We start from the raw sequence: 20,274 nt of genomic DNA, 5'->3' as shown, positions 1-20,274 counted from the left end.
ATAAATTTGAAAAAGCAACGTTCGAATTGTTGCTTTTTTCTTTATAAATAGCTTTTAATAATACTGCCGGAATGTATTTATTAGGGGTTCTTGTGAAAATATTCACTTAAACTATAGGGTGCGTTAGTGGAATAGTGACGTTAAAATTTAAAGCTTGAGGACAAATTTTCCTCAAGCTTTTTTGTGCGAATTACTATGTGATTTTTACTGCGGATTATCTTGTTAATTTAAGGTTTTCTGGAACTACTTATCGTAAGGGTCTGTAGATAGCCTCTTCATCTTTTACCAACCTCGTTTATACTGCACAGGTGCTTCTAATTCAACTCCAAGTTCTTTTGCTGCTGTTCTTGGCCAGTATGGATTACGCAACAGTTCACGGCCAATAAACACTAAATCGGCACGTTCGTTGCGGAGAATTTCTTCTGCTTGCAACCCGGAAGTAATGAGACCGACCGCGCCGGTAGCCACTCCTGCACCTTGGCGGATTTGCTCGGCAAAGCGAACTTGATAACCTGGATAAACATCGATGGAAGCAGGAATGACAGCTCCTGAACTGACATCAATTAAGTCAACGCCTTGCTCTTTCATCCGCTTGGCATATTCAATATAATCTTCGACAGTAAGTCCTTCCGGATGATAATCGGAAGCAGAAATGCGGACAAACAGCGGACCGTCCCATACCTCGCGAACGGCATCAATGACCTCGCCTAAGAAGCGGTAACGATTGGCCGCAGAACCGCCGTACTCGTCCTGCCGCTTATTCGTTAGCGGCGATAAAAATTCGTTAATTAAATAGCCATGTGCCGCGTGAATTTCGATGATATCAAATCCTGCTTCTTTTGCGCGGCGCGCCCCTTGTTGAAACGCTTGAACGGTATTTTCAATATCTGCTTTTGTCATTTCTTTCGGCACGCGCATATGTTCATCGAAAGCAAGCGGCGAAGGAGCGATAATTTCCCCCTCAACCATCGCTTTTCGACCGGCATGAGCTAGTTGGATGGCGGTTTTTGCCCCGTGTTCTTTCATTAAAGAAACTAATTCTTTAAGACCAGTGATATGTTCATCGCTCCAAATTCCTAAATCCCGTGATGAAATTCTGCCTTGAGCCGTGACAGCGGTCGCTTCGACAACGATAAGTCCGACTTGGCCGACGGCACGTGCGGCATAATGAACTTTATGCCAATTTTCTACTTTTCCGGCTTCGTTATGACAGGAATACATGCACATAGGAGACATCACAATGCGGTTTTTTAGCGTAACTCCTTTAATTGTATAAGGTGAGAATAGTGTTGCTGTCATATCAATCCCTCCCGCAAATAAGTAACTTCGTTTGCATCATAGCATTTTTAAATGGAAAAGAAAAACAATTTGCATTTTTGAAACGGGAGGTTTAAAACGACTTTTTCGCCACTTGATGAACAAAGAGTATTAGCAATACGAAATGAACGATATAAATGTAAATGGGCTTTTCAACATGTTATGTCTCTTATCCGATTTTAGCGGTTAACCGAAGCAATAATTTAAGTCGAATCTATAAAGTTACGCTTTGCAGTATCCGAGTATAAAACGAATAAGACATAAAAGAGAGAGGTATCTTCATCATGCGGATGTCTCATTTTTGTGTCGACTAGGATGAATTTTGTTAAGCACCGATTTCAACACCTGCACTTGCAAAACCGGTAAGAGTATCGAGGAGAGGCGCAGTTGTATCTAAAGAAAAAACCATTAATAGTTTGTCACCTGCAGCTACCGGTAATGCCGTTGCAGCAGTACCAGATGCAGTATCGCCAACGACAACAACAGGGCCTAAGACCGGTAATAAAACAGCAGCGCCTGTTGGAGTAAAGGTGTTGCTATCTGCAGGACTACTCCATAATTCTGCTCTAACTGTTCCGGCTGCACCTAAAGTTATTCCCACTGTAACGCTGAAGAATGCAGAGATGGATGTGACCGTTCCGGCGCGTGGAACGACAAATGCAAAGTCAAGAATCCCCCCGACACCACCTAGAGTGATTGTTCCTCCGCTAATATCAACAGCTGGAAAAGAACTTCCGAATCCAAGGAGAGCCGCGGTATCAACAACACCACCTAAAACACTAGTTAGTGCAATAGCATCACCTGATGCAAATGGAACTATAGCCGTAGATCCAGGTGTACCTGGAGGCCCTTGTTCACCTGGAGGCCCTTGTTCACCTGGAGGCCCTTGTTCACCTGGAGGCCCTTGCTCACCTGGAGGCCCTTGTTCACCTGGAGGCCCTTGTTCGCCTGGAGGCCCTTGCTCACCTGGAGGCCCTTGTTCGCCTGGAGGTCCTTGTTCACCTGGGGGGCCTTGTCGCACAGGTCCATGTACGGTTACATGTACATTGTTACAGCAACAGTTCGTGTTGAAAGGCCATTTTCTATGTGACAATACGTTTCACCTCTTTTAATCTGAGATATTTCAATATATGAGCTAGAATAATCAGTTTGATTGGACAAGTGCCTATATTATGAAAATTAAGAGATTTCATATTTAGAGAATGAAATAATCGAAAGAAGTATTCTTTCTTTTTAATTGTAAATTTTTGGTTTTGAGAATGTTCATTTATGTTCTAGCAATCATACTAACTAACAAGAGAGCAAAGGACATAAGAGACTGAACGATTTGCATTCATGAGCGAAAAACATATTAAAAATGAGGCTGTCTCATAAGGGTCTGACCCTTTGGTTTTTGAGTCAGCCTCGATGAAGCCGGAGCTGTCACCTCGAAGTCTCCCGGTCGTTCAGCGGTGTGTTTTTACTAATTGTAATAACGATTGCCCCAGTTCCGCAGAGCGTTTGGCTGCGCGTTTAATACAGGAGATCACGGCTTCTTGATAGCGATAGTCTTCCAACACTTTAATGCCGGCCTCTGTCGTGCCGCCTGGACTAGTTACTTCTTTCCGTAAAACGGAAGGATGTTTTTTTGATGATTTTAACATTTCTGCTGCTCCAATAATCGTTTGTAAAATTAAATCTTTCGCAACGGATTGTTCGAGCCCGATTTCTTCAGCTGCTTTTTCCATCGCTTCAACCATGTAGTAAATATAAGCAGGTCCGCTTCCAGAAAGAGCTGTCACGGCATGTAAATCTTCCTCAGGAACAACAGTGACAGCGCCAACTGTACGAAACAACTCTTTCGCAATGGCTAAATGTTTGTCATTGGCATAGCGGCCTAATGCGAGTGCTGTTGCTGATTGGCCGATGGCTGCTGATGTATTTGGCATCGCACGCACAATGGGTACATTTTTTCCGATTAATGAAATAATTGTTTCCGTTGATACTCCTGCTAATACTGAAATAATAAGCTGATGTTTGTCAATTGCTTGAGCGATGGAAGTGATTCCTTCCGCAACATCTTTTGGCTTCATCGCCAAAATGATGATATCCGCTTCTTTCACTGCCTTTTCTTTATCGGCTTCCACTCGAACGTGATAGGTGTTTTGTATATATTCAAGCCGCTCCTTATTGCTTCGGTTTGTCACAATAATTTGCTCCGGTTTATATAACGTTTTTGTCATACCGGAAATTAATGCTTCCGCCATCGAACCCGCTCCGATGAAGGTGATTGTTTTCGTGTTTGTCATTTTTTATCCCTCCAAGAAGTTGATAATAAATAAAAAAGACCTTTCGCCCCTGCAAAGGACGGAAAGGTCTTATATTTCCGCGGTACCACCTTTATTGGCGCCAACATAGCGCCCGCCTCTTACCGATAACGCCGGTTTTGCGTTTAGGTTTGCCTAACAGCTCATGGGGCAGGTTCAACCATCAAGAGGGTAATGAAACCTCTCAGCCTGCGGGTTTCACTCTCTTATTACCATTGATGATTTACTATTCCCAATCATCGCCTCTTTAAACTGTTCAGTTTGTTTGCAATTATGCATCGAAATAAAGGTGTTGTCAATGAGAGAATCAGAAAATTTTAATAATTTTTTGCACGAATTATTCAAAAATAATGACAAAAAAAGAGAATAATTGTAAACTTTTAAGAGAGTATCATCGCTTTTATGTAAAATTATTATTAAAATATAATAATAAAAGGGGACTTCATCAATGAGCAATGAACAAATATATCGTATTACCGTTCCGACCCCGTTTGCTGTCGGAGATGTGAACATGTATTTAATTAAAGGCGAAACATTGACACTCGTAGATGCTGGTGTTAAAACAGAGGAAGCATGGCAAATGTTTCAGCATCAATTGCGCCAACTAGGTTTTACTCCTTCGGATATTGAGCAAGTGGTTCTTACACACCATCATCCTGATCATGTCGGGTTACTTGATTATTTTCCTTCCTCTTTGCATGTGGTCGGTCATATAAAAGGGGAACGATGGTTAAGCAAAGCACCGGAATTTCTTGAGAAGGATCAACAATTTTTTGAGCAATTTTTAAAAGAATGCGGGGTCGAAAATGCTTTTTTAGCTCAGTTATCAGAAATGCGGAGCTCGCTTCGTTATTCTTGCCGGCGCAGCCTTTCAGCAACGATTCAAGAAGGAGATGCCATTTCGGGGTTATCTGGTTGGACGGTGATTGAAACGCCCGGTCATGCGCAAAGTCATATCGTGCTATACCGTGAGCAAGACGGGCTTATGATTGGAGGAGACCATTTGCTTTTAGCCATTTCTTCCAATCCGCTTTTAGAGCCGCCTTTTAATGGCGAAACGGAACGGCCAAAACCGCTGCTTCAGTATAACCGCTCGTTAAGAAAGCTGTTTGATTATCATATTTCGCGCATTGTTACGGGACATGGCGATGACGTAACCGAAGTAAAAGAACTGGTCGAAAAGCGGTTAAATAAACAGCGGGAGCGGGCGTATCAAGTATTGGATATGCTTAAAGCGAGGCCGCTAAGTGCATTTGACGTATGCAAGCAGCTGTTTCCAGCCGTTTATGAACGGGAATTTATATTAACGATGTCTGAAACAATCGGGCAGTTAGATTATCTCGAAGACATTGGCAAGGTCGTTAAACGGAAAGTTGGCGAACATTATGTGTATGAGGCAAAATAAGCAATGAGGTGACGTTTTTTGAAGCTTGCAGGAAAACATATTGTCATTACAGGAGCATCAGCAGGAGTCGGCGAAAAAATAGCTTACGAAGTCGCTAAACGCGGGGCGACGCCAATTTTGCTTGCAAGAAGCGAAGAAAAGCTGAAAGAGATTGCAAGTGATATCCGATCTAGTTATCAAGTTCCTTGCTATTATTATCGTTTGGACGTCAGCGATTTAACGGCTGTTGAAACGGTGTTCACACACCTTTTTCATGAGGTGAAGACGGTTGATGTACTAGTAAATAACGCTGGGTTTGGCGTATTTAGAAACGTCGAAGATATCGACTTGACAGAAATGAGAAAAATGTTTGAAGTGAACGTGTTCGGTCTTATTGCCTGTTCGAAAATCGCGCTTTCTCATATGGCAGAGCGTAAAACGGGGCATATTATTAATATTGCTTCACAGGCCGGGAAAATGGCTACTCCAAAATCGAGCGTTTATGCGGCAACGAAACATGCCGTATTGGGATTTACAAATAGCCTGCGCATGGAAGCAGCAAAGTTGGGAGTCTATGTTACGGCGGTTAATCCAGGACCAATAAAAACGAACTTTTTCGACATTGCTGATGCGTCAGGAAGTTATGTGAAAAATGTTGAGCGCTATATGCTTGATGCAGAAGAAGTGGCGCGCCGCGTCGTTGATATTATGTTGACACCAACACGCGAAGTAAATCTGCCGCGTTGGATGAATATTGGCAGCAAGTTGTATCAACTGTTCCCGACGCTTGTTGAGAAAGCAGGCGGAAAAGCGTTTTATCAAAAATGACGCTGGTTTATGAAGGAGAGGAGTTGCTGTATCTTATAAGGAGAAAGCTTTTTTTCTCCATTTCCCAAGAGGGGGTCTAAGGCCGCCTCTTATTTTGTGAGATGTTCATAAATGTGTCATTTTTGATAGTAATGGTTATGAACGGAAAATTCAATAACTGTCATAGTAGTAAAATAACAAAAAAGGAGTATCAACAACTATGAAAATCACATTTACTGATAAAGCGATCGAAAAGCTAAAACCGATTTTGTCTCGTACGAATAAGCAGTTAAAATTAAAATATGATACAGATGGCTGCGGTTGTGCAGTGAATGGGGTGACGGCCCTTTGGCTTGTTGAACATGCAGATCAAGATGATATCGTTGTCGACACAAATTTTGTACCGATTTTACTTGAAAAATCGCGGCTCGTTTTTTATGATGAGACAATGACAATTGATACGGTTGAATCGGTCGGATGTTTTCAGTTAAAAAGCCCAAGCGAGATCATTAATCCGCGCATGTCGTTAGTAGAAAGAAGTGAACGCAATGAATGACAAATTAAAACAAATCGGAAATATCGCCAAAAATAAAACATGGGTGTCTTTTTTGCACGAAAACCATCCATACAGCTTATTGCATTGGTCCATCGCCGGAGTGTATCAAGAACCGAAAGATGTTTGGCTTTTGCAGGACGAAATGACGTTTGAAACACGAGAATTCGCCACGCTTAATGATGCGCTTGAATGGATGGCCAAACACATGGAGCATATAACAGAGGTTTTATAAGCGGGGGTCAGACCCCCGCTATGTTCACGCGGTGATGTGTTAAAGAAAAAGGTATTTATTGTGGTGCATTTTGTCTTTTTGTCGGGTGAGTTGCTTTTTCCAGTTCTTCTTTGGCGATCACTGGCTTTACAGTGTCGGCATTCGGTTTCCCTTTTTGTCCGTGGTTTTTGGCCATGATGTTCGCCTCCTTCTATATAATTTGATATTCGCTATTATCATGAAGAAAAACGTTTGTTTTTATGCATAGGGGGAATGAATTGTGAAAAAACGCCGTCAACCATTATCACCAGAAAAAGAGGAGAAAATAACGTTAAAAGATCATCTTCATTCCAATTTATTTGAGCAATTAAAGGCGAAGAAGAGGGAATTGGAAGCAGAAGAACAGCGAAAAAAAGCGGAAGAAGCAGCAAAAAGACGCGAAGAACAAAAACGCCGCGAGAAAAATAAATCATTTGAAGAATTGTTAAACGAAAGCGACTTAGATTGGAGAAAATTTAAATAGGGATCAGACCCCCATGCTGCGTTAACGTGGTGAAGCGATGGGGGCAGACCCCTTTTAACGATGTACATCATATACAGACGATTTTGTCAGTTGTTTTAGCCATTCATATTCTTCGGCTGTTAAACTTGGTGCAGAGGCAGCGGAAATGTTTTCTTTGAGCTGTTCAAGACTGCTTGCTCCTGGAATAACAGCGGCAACAACTGGGTGTGCTAAGCAAAATTGCAAGGCGGTTGCTGTGAGCGTGCGGTTTTTCTTCATTTTTTCCTTGATTTGTGGGAGAAGCGTTTGCAGTTCAGCATATGTATAGTCAAGATAGCCGTGCTCTTTTACGCTTTCATTCGCCATTTCTAATGGTCGTTCTGTCAACAATCCTTTTGCGACTGGCCCGCGGGCAATCACACTAATGTTGTGTTCTTCCAATAACGGAAACCATTCTTCTGGACGTCGGTCTAATAGGCTATATTGCATCATGACGCTTACGATATTTGAATGTTTCACATATTCGCGAATGACGTTCGGACGAATCGACGAGATGCCGTAATAACGAATGACTCCTTCTTGCTTCAGCTCTTCAAATGCTTCAATCGTTTCATCGATTCGATCTTCAATCGTGCCGCCGTGAAGCTGATATAAGTCGATATAATCGGTTTGCAAGCGGCGTAAGCTGTCTTTCACTGCTTGTTTTATATATGCTTTTGAAGGATCCCAATACCAACCTTCTTTTCCTTCTTCCCAGCGGTTTCCTACTTTTGTTGCCAATATCACTTGTTCCCGCTTTCCTTTCATCGCTTTCCCAACAAACTCTTCGTTCAAGCCGCGATCGTAAAGATCGGCAGTATCTAAGTAGTTAATGCCATACTCCAGCGCTTCGTGAATGATTCGAATCGCTTTTGTCTCATCTGTGCCAAGCGACATACAGCCAAGACCGATTTCGCTCACATATAAGTCTGATGAGCCAATACGTCTTTTTTTCATAAAAATTCCTCCCTCCAACTAAACACATTTTACAATGAAAGGTAAAAAAACCTCAAATATAGTACAATAAGATGGAAAATAATATAGACGGGAGAGCGAATGATATGGAACATTTAGTAGAAAAAACAGTTGCGAAAAAACAGATTTTTGCTGGAAAAGTCATTGACTTATATGTGGAAGAAGTGCTGCTGCCAAATGGGAAAACAAGCAAGCGGGAAATTGTGAAGCACCCAGGGGCGGTGGCGATTATCGCAGTGACATACGAAGGGAAAATTGTACTCGTTCGTCAATATCGTAAAGCAATGGATCGCGTCTTAGTAGAAATACCGGCAGGAAAATTAGAGAAAGGGGAAGCACCGATCGCCACTGCGCGTCGGGAATTAGAAGAAGAAACGGGCTACAAGTGCGAAACTCTGCGCCACTTAACTTCCTTTTATACATCACCGGGTTTTGCTGATGAGATCGTCCACTTATATATCGCGGAAAATTTATCAAAACTAGAAAATGCCGCATCGCTCGACGAAGATGAATTTGTAGATGTGTTGGAAGTCACGCTTGAGGAAGCGTTGCAGCTTGTCAAAGAACAGCAAATCTATGATGCAAAAACAGCGTATGCGATTCAATATTTACAACTGCAACAAATGTTAGGAGAGAAGCATGAATAACTATTATGTTGATTTACATATTCACATTGGCCGGACTGCATCGGGAAAACCGGTAAAAATAACGGGGGCGAAAACGCTAACGCTTCCGAATATTTTAACCGAAGCTTCGGAAACAAAAGGATTAAATATGATTGGCATTATTGATTGCCATGTGCCGGAAGTTTTGGCTGAAATCGAACATGGCATTTTGACGGGAGCATTCACAGAACATCAAGACGGCGGTGTGCGTGCCAATGATATGACCGTTATTTTAGGAAGTGAAATTGAAGTGTATGATGAACATTGTCAAGGTCCGATTCATGTGCTTGCTTTTTTTCCGACGGTTGAGACAATGCGCCTATTTTCACAATGGCTGGAAAAACGGGTAAAAAACATTTCATTAAGCTCACAGAGAATGTATGGTTTAGGAAAAGAATTACAAAAGATCGTTAAGCAGCTAGGCGGATTATTTGTTCCGGCACACGCGTTCACTCCGTTCAAAAGTCTTTACGGCAAAGGTGTGCGTAAAAGTTTAACAGAAGTGTTTGATGCCGATTTAATTGATGCGATTGAGTTAGGGTTGAGCGCGGATACAAAGATGGCAGACCAGATTGCTGAGCTTCACCGTTATTCGTATTTATCGAATTCCGATGCCCACTCGCTTAGGAAAATCGCTCGGGAATATCAAATTATTCGCATGGAAGCAGCGACTTTTGCCGAGTTGAAAAAGGCATTAAAACGAGAAGAAGGACGCGCGATGGTCGCCAATTATGGACTTAACCCATTGCTTGGAAAGTATCATCAAACCGTCTGTGAAAACTGTTTGCATCCGCTTGAAAACGGGAACGAACCTTGTTCTGTTTGCGGACATCGCAAACAAATAAAAGGGGTTTTTGAGCGCTTGCAGGAATTGAAAACAAGCACTGTTTTGCCCGGCCATCGTCCGCCTTATATTTATCAAGTGCCGTTAGAGTTCATTCCTGGGCTCGGTCCAAAAGCGTATCAAAAATTGCTCTCTTATTTCGGAACCGAAATGCGCGTGTTACATGATGTGTCTTGCGAACAATTAACAGAGGTTGTCGGAGAAAAACTGGCGAATCTCATTGTTCTCGCACGTTCTGGAAAGCTCCATATTCACGCTGGAGGCGGCGGCAAATACGGAAAAATCGCTCCTGAGTAGAAGGAGCGATTTTTGTTGGCTCCTTTTTCTACTAAATCTTTTTCCCTGTCATAGATTTCAAATCTTTTCATACAATCTACTAAGAGTATGATAGGGGGAAAGACTAGAAATGAGAAGACAAACTTTTAAATCTGCGCTTATGCTGCATTTTCGCGAGCATTCATCGATTTATTTGTTTATGATTGTTTTATTTTTAATGGGTGTTGTTTTTGGGGCGATTGTTGTGAACAGTTTAAATTTTAGTCAAAAACAAGATTTATATTATTACTTAACGCGCTTTTTTGGACAAGTATCAAGCGGAGAACTGGCCGGCGCATACGATATGTTTCAACAAAGTTATTTTCATAATATAAAATACGTCGGACTTATGTGGATGTTAGGAATTTCGATTATCGGATTGCCAATTATTTTAATTTTGCTGTTTTTAAAAGGCATCGTTGTCGGGTTTACCGTTGGATTTTTAGTCAATCAAATGGGATGGCACGGATTTTTATTATCATTCGTTTCGGTTATGCCGCAAAATTTGCTTGTCATTCCTGCTTTTATCGTTATGGGGACTGTATCCGTATCGTTTTCATTAAAAATGGTGCGCAATCAGTTTATGAAGCGCGCTTATGAGCCGGTTTTTCCAATAATTGTCCGCTATATGCTTGTCATAATATTTGTCAGCATTGGTTTATTAGCTTCATCGTTTATTGAAGCATATTTATCACCCATATTGATGAGAGAAGTGATTCAAACAATAAATAAATAATAATTATCATATAATAATCATTTTATTTATTAGTTTATAATCATTTTATTTTGACACTTTCATTTCTTTTGTTATAATTATGGTTGAATGGCGTGGGAGGGAGTAAAGATGGAAAGTCGTATTGAACGAATAAAAAAACAGCTACACACGGCTGGCTATAAGCTTACGCCGCAACGTGAGGCAACAGTTCGAGTGCTTTTAGAACATGAAGAGGATCATTTAAGTGCGGAAGACGTATACCTCCTCGTTAAAGAAAAATCACCTGAGATCGGTTTAGCGACAGTGTATCGAACACTTGAGTTGTTAACGGAGCTGAAAATTGTTGATAAAATTAATTTTGGAGATGGCGTGTCGCGTTATGACCTTCGCAAAGAAGGGGCTGCTCACTTTCATCACCATCTCGTTTGCATTGAATGCGGTGCAGTTGATGAAATTCAAGAAGATTTGCTTGAAGATGTCGAAGCGATTGTTGAGCGGGATTGGAATTTCAAAATTAAAGATCACCGTTTAACGTTCCATGGCATTTGTTACCGCTGTCAAGAAAAAGAACAGAAAGAGGAGCATGAATGACTTCGTAAAAAACCTTTTCAAGTTTGAAAAGGTTTTTTAGTTTATATGTATAAATGAAAAAAAATATGGCATATCCTCTATTAAATAAAGTATTAAATACGGAGGAAGGCCATGAAATCTTGGATAAAGATGTTGCTGCAGATGTTAAAAGTGTTCCTTTTATTTACGGGTTGTACAATTTTATTTTATTATAGTATTGTATGGATGAATCAAGAGTATGAGAATTACCATCGCTACGATGAGCCTGAAGGTTCAGCATTAAAAGTGTCGACGGTAGGACAGCATCGAAGCGATTGGCTGGAACGATTGTTGTTTTTTTATCGAGATGGGGAGTAGAGAGCATTGGAAAACCATATAAAAGATTTCATTCACTATTTGATTGTGGAAAGAAACTTAGCACAAAATACGATTGTTTCATACGAACGGGATTTAAAAAAGTATATGCAATATCTTATCAATGTGGAGCAGCTTGATTCGTTTAACGATGTATCGCGGCTTCATATCCTTCAATTTTTAAAATTTTTAAAGGAAAAAGGAAATTCACCAAAAACGATTGCAAGGCATGTCGCCTCGATTCGTTCGTTCCATCAGTTTTTATTGAGAGAAAAGGTAACGGAGCGGGATCCATCCGTTCATATTGAATCTCCTCAAGTAGAAAGAACGCTTCCGAAAGTGTTGTCAACTGCGGAAGTGGAGGCTTTGCTGGAGACGCCGAAAACGAATACACCATTTGGTATCCGCGATAAAGCGATGCTGGAACTATTATACGCAACAGGCATTCGCGTCAGCGAGCTTGTCAATTTGAACATATCAGATGTTCATTTAACGATGGGCTTTGTGCGCTGTTACGGAAAAGGGAATAAAGAACGGATTGTGCCGATTGGCAGCATGGCAACGAAGGCATTAAAATTGTATATCGAATCGGCAAGGAGAAAGCTTATAAACCCGAAAAAGCCAAAAACGGAAGCGCTTTTTCTGAACCATCACGGAGAGCGTTTGTCAAGGCAAGGGTTTTGGAAAATTTTAAAGAAGCTTGCCAAAGAAGCAAAAATTGAAAAAGAATTAACTCCTCACACATTAAGACATTCGTTTGCCACTCATTTATTAGAGAACGGTGCTGACTTAAGAGCTGTACAAGAATTGCTTGGACATGCTGATATTTCGACAACGCAAATCTATACCCATGTTACAAAAACAAGATTAAAAGATGTATACAACATGTATCATCCGCGTGCATAGTAGTTTGATAGTTTATTAGTTATTAGTGTTATAAGGCTGAATCGATCAGCCTTATTTTATTTTTTTATTGCTTACAACGATGAAAACGTTTTATAATCTAGTTGTCAGACTTCTGACCAATTTTTATTGCTTGTTTTTTGCCAATTAGGAAATCATATAAGTTAGAAAGCAATTTTATTACACTCAGGAGGAATCGACGTGAATCATTCATATAAGCGTGTATTTTTAATTGTGATGGATTCGGTTGGAATCGGTGAAGCGCCGGATGCGGAAAAATACAACGATAAAGGTGCCGATACTCTTGGACATATTGCTGAGCATCGCGGCGGTTTGAACATGCCGAATATGGCGAAGCTCGGTTTAAGCAATATTCGCGAAATTAAAGGTGTGCCAAAAGCAGAAAAACCGCTTGCTTATTATACAAAAATGCAGGAGGCATCTGCCGGTAAAGATACGATGACAGGGCATTGGGAAATTATGGGGTTAAAAATTGATACTCCATTCCAAGTGTTTCCTGAAGGTTTTCCGAAAGAATTGATTGACGAATTGGAAAAACGGACAGGCCGCAAAGTGATTGGCAATAAGCCGGCAAGTGGCACAGCGATTATTGAAGAGCTTGGAAAAGAGCATATGGAAACAGGCGCTTTGATCGTTTATACATCGGCGGATTCTGTATTGCAAATTGCCGCTCATGAAGAAATCATTCCGCTCGATGAGCTATACAGCATTTGTAAAATCGCCCGGGAGCTGACGTTAGATGAAAAATATATGGTTGGGCGTGTCATCGCTCGTCCGTTCATCGGAACACCGGGTCATTTCCAACGGACTGCCAATCGTCATGATTATGCGTTAAAGCCGTTCGGGCGCACAGTGATGAACGAATTGAAAGATGCGGGATATGAAGTGATTGCCATTGGTAAAATTTCCGATATTTATGATAACGAAGGTGTGACAAAATCATTGCGCACAAAATCAAATATGGATGGTATGGATAAATTAGTTGAAACGTTAAAAATGGATTTCACAGGGCTTAGCTTCGTAAATTTAGTTGACTTTGATGCCTTATACGGACATCGCCGCGACCCGCAAGGTTATGGAGATGCGCTTGAAGAGTTTGATGCCCGTCTTCCGGAAGTATTTGAATTGTTAAAAGAAGACGATTTACTCATGATTACCGCAGACCATGGCAATGACCCTGTACATCATGGTACGGACCATACGCGTGAATATGTGCCGCTTCTTGTATACAGCCCAAGCATGAATGGCGGAAAAGAACTGCCGCTGCGCCAAACATTTGCTGATGTTGGAGCAACGATCGCCCATAACTTTAACGTGACAATGCCGAAATACGGCACAAGCTTCTTAGAAGAGCTAAAATAGGAGGAATATCGATGAACAAAGCAGCTATTGAAAAAGCCGCGAGCTATCTAAAAGAAAAATTCCCAAAAGCACCGCAAATCGGCTTGATTCTTGGCTCAGGTCTTGGCGTTTTGGCCGACGAAATCGAAAATGCGATCAAAATTCCTTATCGCGAAATACCGGAATTTCCTGTGTCAACGGTAGAAGGGCATGCAGGTCAGCTTGTATACGGTCAATTGGAAGGCGCAACTGTGCTTGCGATGCAAGGCCGTTTTCACTACTATGAAGGATATGATTTTGAGAAAGTGACATTCCCGGTACGGGTAATGAAAGCGTTAGGCATTGAGCAGTTAATTGTAACGAATGCGGCCGGAGGAGTAAATGAAAGCTTTCAACCGGGAGATTTAATGATTATCACGGATCATATTAATAATATGGGCGGAAACCCGCTAATTGGTCCGAACGATCCGGCATTAGGAGTGCGTTTCCCTGACATGACGGAAGCCTACAGCAAACGTCTCCGCAAGCTGGCAAAAGAAGCAGCATCAAAATTGAATATAAAAGTGCAAGAAGGCGTTTATGTCGCCAACACAGGTCCTTCATATGAGACGCCAGCGGAAATCCGCATGATTCGCACACTCGGTGGCGATGCTGTCGGCATGTCTACTGTACCTGAAGTGATTGTAGCCCGTCATGCGCAAATGGAAGTGTTGGGAATTTCTTGTATTTCCAATATGGCAGCAGGTATTTTAGACCAGCCGTTAACACATGATGAAGTAATCGAGACAACGGAAAAGGTAAAGTCTGACTTTTTGCGTTTCGTCAAAGCGATTATTGCGGAAATGGCGAAATAAAACAGCCTTTCCGCATTACACATATATTTTTTAATAAAGGGAAAAAGGTGATAAACGATGAGAATGGTCGATTTAATTGAAAAGAAACGTGACGGATATGCTTTAACAAAAGAGGAAATTCAATTTATTATTGAAGGTTATACAAAAGGTGATATTCCAGACTATCAAATGAGCGCCTTTGCGATGGCTGTCTTTTTCCGCGGTATGACTGAGGAAGAAACAGCAACGTTGACAATGGCAATGGTTCATTCCGGAGATGTGATTGATCTTTCAAACATCGACGGAATTAAGGTTGATAAACACTCGACAGGCGGTGTTGGCGATACGACGACATTAGTATTAGGTCCCCTTGTCGCTTCTGTTGGTGTTCCTGTGGCGAAAATGTCGGGACGCGGTCTTGGACACACCGGAGGAACCATTGATAAATTAGAATCCGTTCCTGGATTCCATGTTGAAATTGATAACGATGAGTTTATTCGCTTAGTGAATCAAAACAAAATTGCTGTCATTGGACAGACGGGAAATTTAACTCCAGCGGATAAAAAACTGTATGCACTTCGCGATGTAACAGCAACGGTAAACAGCATTCCGCTCATCGCTTCTTCGATTATGAGTAAAAAAATTGCGGCGGGGGCTGATGCGATTGTACTGGATGTTAAAACAGGCGCAGGCGCATTTATGAAAGATTTGGAAGGGGCGAAACAGTTAGCCACAGCCATGGTGGAAATCGGCAAGCGAGTAGGCCGTAAAACGATGGCGGTTATTTCCGATATGAGCCAGCCGCTGGGATTTGCGATCGGAAATGCGCTTGAGGTGAAAGAAGCAATTGATACGCTAAAAGGAGAAGGACCGAAAGATCTCGAAGAATTGTGTTTAACATTAGGCAGCCATATGGTTTACTTGGCAGAGAAAGCAGCATCGTTAGAAGAGGCGCGGGCAATGCTTGAACAAGCAATGAAGGATGGCTCAGCGCTTGAAACATTTAAAACATTCTTAAGTGCCCAAGGCGGCGATGCTTCTGTTGTCGATGACCCATCGAAGCTTCCGCAAGCGAAATATCAATTTGAGTTAGAAGCTAAAGAAGACGGTTATGTTTCAGAAATTGTGGCAGATGAAATCGGAACGGCGGCGATGCTTTTGGGTGCAGGGCGCGCTACAAAAGAATCAACGATCGATTTAGCAGTCGGTTTAGTGCTGCGCAAAAAAATTGGCGATCAAGTGAAAAAAGGTGACTCCTTAGTGACCATTCACAGCAATACAGAAAACATTGAAGAAGTAAAACAAAAGCTGTACGAAAACATCAAAATCTCAGCAGCACCGGTTCAAGCACCAACATTAATTTATGACAAAATCTCCTAAAAACATAAAAGGGGTCTGACTCCAACACGTTAACGCGGTGAGGGTCAGACCCCCTTTTTTTATTTTGTTTTGTATAAAAATGTATCATTTGGAAAAAATGGCATGTATAAAGAATGGAGGTTTGGGACATGAAGAGGTTGTTCATAAGTGTTTTTACATTTCTGTTTGTGTTTACCATTTCCGCAGGCGTCCAAGCGGAGGAAAAAGCAAAAACGAATAGACAAAATGTAGAGCTAGCAGATGAGGCAAGATCAGCGATTCTCATTGAACGTGATACTGGAACTGTGCTGTATGAAAAAAATGCACATGAAAAACTGCCGCCGGCGAGCATGACAAAAATTATGACGATGCTTTTAATTATGGAAGCCATCGACAAAGGCGAACTGACATTAACAGAAAAAGTGCGCACGAGCGAATATGCTGCTTCTATGGGCGGATCACAAATTTTCCTCGAACCAGGAGAAGAAATGACGGTTGATGAACTATTAAAAGGCATTGCCATCGGTTCAGGAAACGATGCCTCGGTCGCAATGGCAGAGCGAATTGCCGGCTCTGAAGAAGCGTTTGTCGCCATGATGAACAACAAAGCGAAAGAGTTAGGACTAAAAAATACATCATTTAAAAACTCCACCGGCTTGCCAGCTGCAGATCATTACAGTTCAGCTTATGATATGGCGATAATGGCAAAAGAGCTCTTGAAATATGAACAAATTACAAAATATACAGGTAAATACGAAGACTATTTGCGTGAAAATACAGATAAAAAATTTTGGCTTGTGAATACGAACAGGCTTGTCAAATTTTACCCTGGAGTTGATGGAGTAAAAACAGGGTTTACGAACGAGGCAAAATATTGTTTAACAGCAACGGCTAAAAAGGATAATATGCGCGTTATTGCGGTCGTGTTTGGCGCACCGACACCGAAAGAGCGCAACGCACAAGTGACAAAAATGCTAGATTATGCATTCAGCCAATATAAAACACACCCTATTTATGAGCGAAATCACGTCATTAGCAAAGCCAATGTGAGCAAAGGAAAATGGAATGAAGTCGATATTGTCACATCAGAGCCAATTTCCGTTTTAACGAAAAAAGGGGCGTCCATTAAAGACATTAAAAAAGTGATTGAAGTGAAAGAAAACATAAAAGCACCGATTAAGAAAGGCGATCCACTCGGCACACTTGTGTTAAAACAAAACGGCAAAGTGGTTCTCGAAAGTCCGCTTGTCGCTAAAGAAAATGTTGAGCAGGCAAGCTGGTGGGATTTATTTAAACGGACATTCGGCTGGTTTGTGAAGTCCTAAATGACTTGTCAATTTTTGTATACTGTTTTCTAGTTTTAGCGAATAGTCACTAGTTTTGTCGTGAATGAAGGATTCTAGGCTTTGTTCATCGAAACTCTCCCTATCCGAGTTAACAAGGGGGAAAGTGCAATGAGTCTTACGATTAGTCTTGAAGTCAAACATGATGTATTACTCATTCGTCTCGCAGGCGAGCTGGATCATCATACGGCTGAGGAACTTCGTACAAAAGCAGCTCATTTATTGGAAAAAGAACAAATTCGTCATATTGTTTTAAATCTCGAGCATTTAACATTTATGGACAGTTCGGGACTTGGAGTGATTTTAGGACGATACAAGCAAATTAAGAATATCGGTGGCGAAATGATCGTTTGCTCCATTTCCCCATCTGTGAAAAGGCTATTTGAAATGGCGGGTCTATTCAAAATTATTCGCTTTGAAAGCGATGAACAATATGCATTAAAAACATTGGGGGTGGCGTAATGAGAAACGAAATGCACCTCCAATTTTCCGCGCTTAGCCAAAATGAATCATTCGCTCGCATCACTGTTGCGGCTTTTATTGCCCAGCTCGATCCGACGATGGATGAGCTTACAGAAATCAAAACTGTCGTTTCAGAAGCAGTAACGAATGCCATTATTCACGGCTACAATAACGATCCGAATGGAATTGTATACATTTCTGTTGTCATTGATGACGGTGTTGCGGAAATTACTATTCGCGATGAAGGTGTCGGCATCGTTGATGTTAAAGAAGCGCGCCAGCCTTTGTTTACGACAAAACCAGAACTTGAGCGCTCAGGAATGGGCTTTACGATTATGGAAAATTTTATGGATGAAGTTGTTGTTCATTCGGAAATCAACAAAGGAACAACCGTTCATTTAACCAAATATTTAACGAAGAGCAAAGCGCTATGCAATTAAGGGAGACATGCCTATGGATGTCGATGTCAAACAAGAAAATAATCAGTCGCATTTAAAAGATCACGAAATAAAAGAATTGATTCGCCGAAGCCAAGAAGGAGACCAAGAGGCGCGGGATGAAATTATCGAAAAAAATATGCGCCTCGTTTGGTCGGTTGTTCAGCGTTTTTTAAACCGTGGTTATGAGCCGGACGATTTATTTCAAATCGGCTGCATCGGTTTACTAAAGTCAGTTGACAAATTTGATTTATCATATGATGTTAAGTTTTCGACTTATGCAGTCCCGATGATTATCGGTGAAATTCAGCGGTTTATTCGCGATGATGGAACGGTTAAGGTCAGCCGTTCTTTAAAGGAAACAGGCAACAAAATTCGCAAGGCAAAAGATGAATTGTTAAAACAATACGGAAGAGCGCCAACTGTTACGGAACTTGCCGACTATTTGAATATATTGCCTGAAGATGTGATTCTTGCGCAAGATGCGAGCCGTTCGCCAACCTCGATTCATGAAACGGTTTATGAAAATGACGGCGACCCAATTACGCTTCTTGACCAAATTACCGATCAAACTACAACATCATGGTTTGACAAACTTGCTTTAAAAAAGGCGATTGAAGAGCTCGACGAACGAGAACGGCTCATTGTTTATTTGCGTTACTATAAAGACCAAACCCAATCAGAAGTGGCATCTAGATTAGGCATCTCTCAAGTACAAGTCTCAAGATTAGAAAAGAAAATATTGCAACAAATAAAAGAACGAATGGATGAGTGACATCCATTCGTTTGTTTTTTGCTGTTTAAAGTTGTGCTAAATAAAAGTATTTGTGTGAAATTTTTGGAAAATATGATTTCCCTGCATGATTGCTTCAGCGCTCAAACATACTATTTCATAAGGAATTTCATGCGCAGGATGTGAGACAGATGGAGAAAACGGTATTTATTAGGCTGCGTAATCGTGTTCAAGTACATCCGAACGCGGATGTATGTATTGGGGATATTGCACAAATGATTATAAACGATCCAGAACTTATTGAAAAACTAAAAAAAATTAGGATTTACCAAATAAAAGCGAGCGATAAAAATATCGTTATTATTGACATGATGAAAGTAGTTGAGGCGATACTGGATTTCGATTCGTCTCTTGATATTCAAACGATTGGTCCTGCACAAACGATTATTGAAGTCGTATACAAAAAAAGAAATTTGACAAATCTTTACTTTGCGTTAATTTGGCTGCTGCTGTTTATCGGTTCGGCGTTAGCCATTATGAATTTTCATGAGGATGTGAGCATGCAGAAAGTGCATCAGCGCCTGTATACGATTATTACAGGCGAAAAAGCCGATAAACCGCTGCTATTCCAAATTCCTTACTCCATCGGCTTGGGAATTGGAATGATTTTGTTTTTTAACCATGTATTTCGCAAGCGAATTAATGAAGAACCAAGCCCTCTCGAAGTCGAAATGTTTAACTACCAGCAAGCGATCGATCAATACGTCATTGTAAATGAAAACAAAGAGAGCATGAGGAGAATTCATGACGATTGACGTCATCCTCACGATTATGATCGGCTTGGCGGGAGGCTTGGCGGTGGGGAGCGGCTTTGTTGCTTTTATCGTTGTTCTTGGCGTGATTCCGCGGCTTACGCAATTGACAAAAACGATGAAATGGATTCATGCGTATGAATGGGCTGTGGTATCCGGTGCACTGACAGGAGGGTGGATAAGCCTTCGTGATACGGTGTTGTCTTTATCAAAATATTTGTTAATTCCATTGGGACTTTTTAGCGGCGTCTTTATTGGAATGCTTGCAGCCGCTTTAACAGAAGTGCTGAATGTATGGCCCATTTTAGCCAAACGAATTGGCGTAGCGGAGAAAATTGTCATTTTACTGATGGCAATCGCCTTTGGTAAAGTATTTGGTTCTTTGTTTCATTGGATTTATTTTGTTAACCATTGATAAAGAAGCTGTTGACCTCATACACCATATAGGGTCACTTACCAAAAAGCTGGAC

At 41.2% G+C, this 20,274-nt stretch carries 24 protein-coding genes and 1 other annotated feature; of the genes, 20 read left to right on the top strand and 4 right to left on the bottom strand.

Annotation, left to right across the window (positions count from 1 at the left end):
* Positions 1 to 282: 282 nt before the first annotated feature.
* The 3 genes from namA to proI all read right to left on the bottom strand — a co-directional run bounded on the left by namA (position 283) and on the right by proI (position 3,605).
* On the bottom strand, positions 283 to 1,299 hold the full coding sequence (gene namA, locus B0I26_RS03705; RefSeq protein WP_111644121.1) for an NADPH dehydrogenase NamA: 1,017 nt from the start codon (positions 1,297 to 1,299) through the stop codon (positions 283 to 285).
* 343 nt (positions 1,300 to 1,642) lie between these two features.
* Positions 1,643 to 2,410, bottom strand: coding sequence for an exosporium glycoprotein BclB-related protein (locus B0I26_RS03700; protein WP_245934704.1), 768 nt, complete (start codon positions 2,408 to 2,410; stop codon positions 1,643 to 1,645).
* Between the two features lie 352 nt (positions 2,411 to 2,762).
* Positions 2,763 to 3,605 carry a pyrroline-5-carboxylate reductase ProI gene (gene proI, locus B0I26_RS03695; protein ID WP_111644120.1) on the bottom strand — a complete coding sequence of 281 codons (843 nt, stop codon included), beginning with the start codon at positions 3,603 to 3,605 and terminating at the stop codon, positions 2,763 to 2,765.
* A 51-nt stretch (positions 3,606 to 3,656) separates the two neighbouring features.
* Positions 3,657 to 3,872: a binding site (T-box leader), on the bottom strand.
* Positions 3,873 to 4,071: 199 nt separating this feature from the next.
* On the opposite strand from proI, the gene B0I26_RS03690 reads away from it, so the two are divergent.
* The 5 genes from B0I26_RS03690 (at position 4,072) to B0I26_RS03670 (ending at position 7,104) form a co-directional block, all read left to right on the top strand.
* Positions 4,072 to 5,028 (top strand): MBL fold metallo-hydrolase, encoded by a 957-nt coding sequence (locus B0I26_RS03690; RefSeq protein WP_111644119.1) that lies wholly within the window; start codon positions 4,072 to 4,074, stop codon positions 5,026 to 5,028.
* An 18-nt stretch (positions 5,029 to 5,046) separates the two neighbouring features.
* Complete coding sequence (locus tag B0I26_RS03685; protein WP_111644118.1) at positions 5,047 to 5,835, top strand: SDR family NAD(P)-dependent oxidoreductase; 789 nt, start codon at positions 5,047 to 5,049, stop codon at positions 5,833 to 5,835.
* A 199-nt stretch (positions 5,836 to 6,034) separates the two neighbouring features.
* The gene (locus B0I26_RS03680) at positions 6,035 to 6,370 is read left to right on the top strand and encodes an iron-sulfur cluster biosynthesis family protein (RefSeq protein ID WP_111644117.1); all 336 of its coding nucleotides are present in this window, start codon (positions 6,035 to 6,037) and stop codon (positions 6,368 to 6,370) included.
* Positions 6,363 to 6,602 carry a DUF2552 family protein gene (locus B0I26_RS03675; RefSeq protein WP_111644116.1) on the top strand — a complete coding sequence of 80 codons (240 nt, stop codon included), beginning with the start codon at positions 6,363 to 6,365 and terminating at the stop codon, positions 6,600 to 6,602. The genes B0I26_RS03680 and B0I26_RS03675 overlap by 8 nt, the downstream gene beginning before the upstream one ends.
* A gap of 259 nt (positions 6,603 to 6,861) precedes the next feature.
* Positions 6,862 to 7,104, top strand: a complete 243-nt coding sequence (locus tag B0I26_RS03670; RefSeq protein ID WP_111644115.1) for a YqkE family protein — start codon at positions 6,862 to 6,864, stop codon at positions 7,102 to 7,104.
* 54 nt (positions 7,105 to 7,158) lie between these two features.
* On the opposite strand, the gene B0I26_RS03665 is transcribed toward B0I26_RS03670, so the two are convergent.
* Positions 7,159 to 8,079, bottom strand: coding sequence for an aldo/keto reductase (locus B0I26_RS03665; RefSeq protein WP_111644114.1), 921 nt, complete (start codon positions 8,077 to 8,079; stop codon positions 7,159 to 7,161).
* Between the two features lie 104 nt (positions 8,080 to 8,183).
* Here B0I26_RS03665 and B0I26_RS03660 point away from each other — a divergent pair, with 104 nt between their 5' ends.
* From B0I26_RS03660 to B0I26_RS03590, 15 genes are all read left to right on the top strand, one after another.
* On the top strand, positions 8,184 to 8,744 hold the full coding sequence (locus tag B0I26_RS03660; RefSeq protein ID WP_111644113.1) for an NUDIX hydrolase: 561 nt from the start codon (positions 8,184 to 8,186) through the stop codon (positions 8,742 to 8,744).
* On the top strand, positions 8,737 to 9,903 hold the full coding sequence (locus B0I26_RS03655) for an endonuclease Q family protein (RefSeq protein WP_111644112.1): 1,167 nt from the start codon (positions 8,737 to 8,739) through the stop codon (positions 9,901 to 9,903). Before B0I26_RS03660 ends, B0I26_RS03655 begins: the two co-directional genes overlap by 8 nt.
* Before the next feature lie 109 nt (positions 9,904 to 10,012).
* Complete coding sequence (spoIIM, locus tag B0I26_RS03650; protein WP_111644111.1) at positions 10,013 to 10,657, top strand: stage II sporulation protein M; 645 nt, start codon at positions 10,013 to 10,015, stop codon at positions 10,655 to 10,657.
* 108 nt (positions 10,658 to 10,765) lie between these two features.
* The gene (gene fur, locus B0I26_RS03645; protein WP_111644110.1) at positions 10,766 to 11,227 is read left to right on the top strand and encodes a ferric iron uptake transcriptional regulator; all 462 of its coding nucleotides are present in this window, start codon (positions 10,766 to 10,768) and stop codon (positions 11,225 to 11,227) included.
* A gap of 123 nt (positions 11,228 to 11,350) precedes the next feature.
* Positions 11,351 to 11,563, top strand: coding sequence for a YqzK family protein (locus B0I26_RS03640; RefSeq protein WP_111644322.1), 213 nt, complete (start codon positions 11,351 to 11,353; stop codon positions 11,561 to 11,563).
* 6 nt (positions 11,564 to 11,569) lie between these two features.
* Positions 11,570 to 12,466, top strand: a complete 897-nt coding sequence (xerD, locus tag B0I26_RS03635; RefSeq protein WP_111644109.1) for a site-specific tyrosine recombinase XerD — start codon at positions 11,570 to 11,572, stop codon at positions 12,464 to 12,466.
* 198 nt (positions 12,467 to 12,664) lie between these two features.
* Positions 12,665 to 13,846, top strand: coding sequence for a phosphopentomutase (gene deoB / locus B0I26_RS03630; protein ID WP_111644108.1), 1,182 nt, complete (start codon positions 12,665 to 12,667; stop codon positions 13,844 to 13,846).
* A gap of 11 nt (positions 13,847 to 13,857) precedes the next feature.
* Positions 13,858 to 14,679: a purine-nucleoside phosphorylase gene (locus tag B0I26_RS03625; RefSeq protein WP_111644107.1), complete on the top strand. Its 822-nt coding sequence runs from the start codon at positions 13,858 to 13,860 to the stop codon at positions 14,677 to 14,679.
* A gap of 57 nt (positions 14,680 to 14,736) precedes the next feature.
* Positions 14,737 to 16,038 carry a pyrimidine-nucleoside phosphorylase gene (locus B0I26_RS03620; protein ID WP_111644106.1) on the top strand — a complete coding sequence of 434 codons (1,302 nt, stop codon included), beginning with the start codon at positions 14,737 to 14,739 and terminating at the stop codon, positions 16,036 to 16,038.
* 128 nt (positions 16,039 to 16,166) lie between these two features.
* Complete coding sequence (locus tag B0I26_RS03615) at positions 16,167 to 17,342, top strand: D-alanyl-D-alanine carboxypeptidase family protein (protein ID WP_111644105.1); 1,176 nt, start codon at positions 16,167 to 16,169, stop codon at positions 17,340 to 17,342.
* A gap of 129 nt (positions 17,343 to 17,471) precedes the next feature.
* A complete protein-coding gene (gene spoIIAA, locus B0I26_RS03610; protein ID WP_111644104.1) occupies positions 17,472 to 17,822 on the top strand; it encodes an anti-sigma F factor antagonist in 351 nt (116 codons plus the stop codon).
* Positions 17,822 to 18,262, top strand: a complete 441-nt coding sequence (spoIIAB, locus tag B0I26_RS03605) for an anti-sigma F factor (protein ID WP_111644103.1) — start codon at positions 17,822 to 17,824, stop codon at positions 18,260 to 18,262. Before spoIIAA ends, spoIIAB begins: the two co-directional genes overlap by 1 nt.
* 13 nt (positions 18,263 to 18,275) lie before the next feature.
* Positions 18,276 to 19,034 (top strand): RNA polymerase sporulation sigma factor SigF, encoded by a 759-nt coding sequence (gene sigF, locus B0I26_RS03600; protein ID WP_111644102.1) that lies wholly within the window; start codon positions 18,276 to 18,278, stop codon positions 19,032 to 19,034.
* A 149-nt stretch (positions 19,035 to 19,183) separates the two neighbouring features.
* Complete coding sequence (locus B0I26_RS03595) at positions 19,184 to 19,807, top strand: stage V sporulation protein AA (RefSeq protein ID WP_111644101.1); 624 nt, start codon at positions 19,184 to 19,186, stop codon at positions 19,805 to 19,807.
* Positions 19,797 to 20,219 (top strand): stage V sporulation protein AB, encoded by a 423-nt coding sequence (locus tag B0I26_RS03590; protein WP_111644100.1) that lies wholly within the window; start codon positions 19,797 to 19,799, stop codon positions 20,217 to 20,219. The genes B0I26_RS03595 and B0I26_RS03590 overlap by 11 nt, the downstream gene beginning before the upstream one ends.
* Positions 20,220 to 20,274 lie beyond the last annotated feature (55 nt).

It is taken from the genome of Paranoxybacillus vitaminiphilus (assembly GCF_003259935.1).
GTDB lineage: Bacteria > Bacillota > Bacilli > Bacillales > Anoxybacillaceae > Paranoxybacillus > Paranoxybacillus vitaminiphilus.
This window is presented reverse-complemented; position numbering and strand designations above follow the sequence as displayed.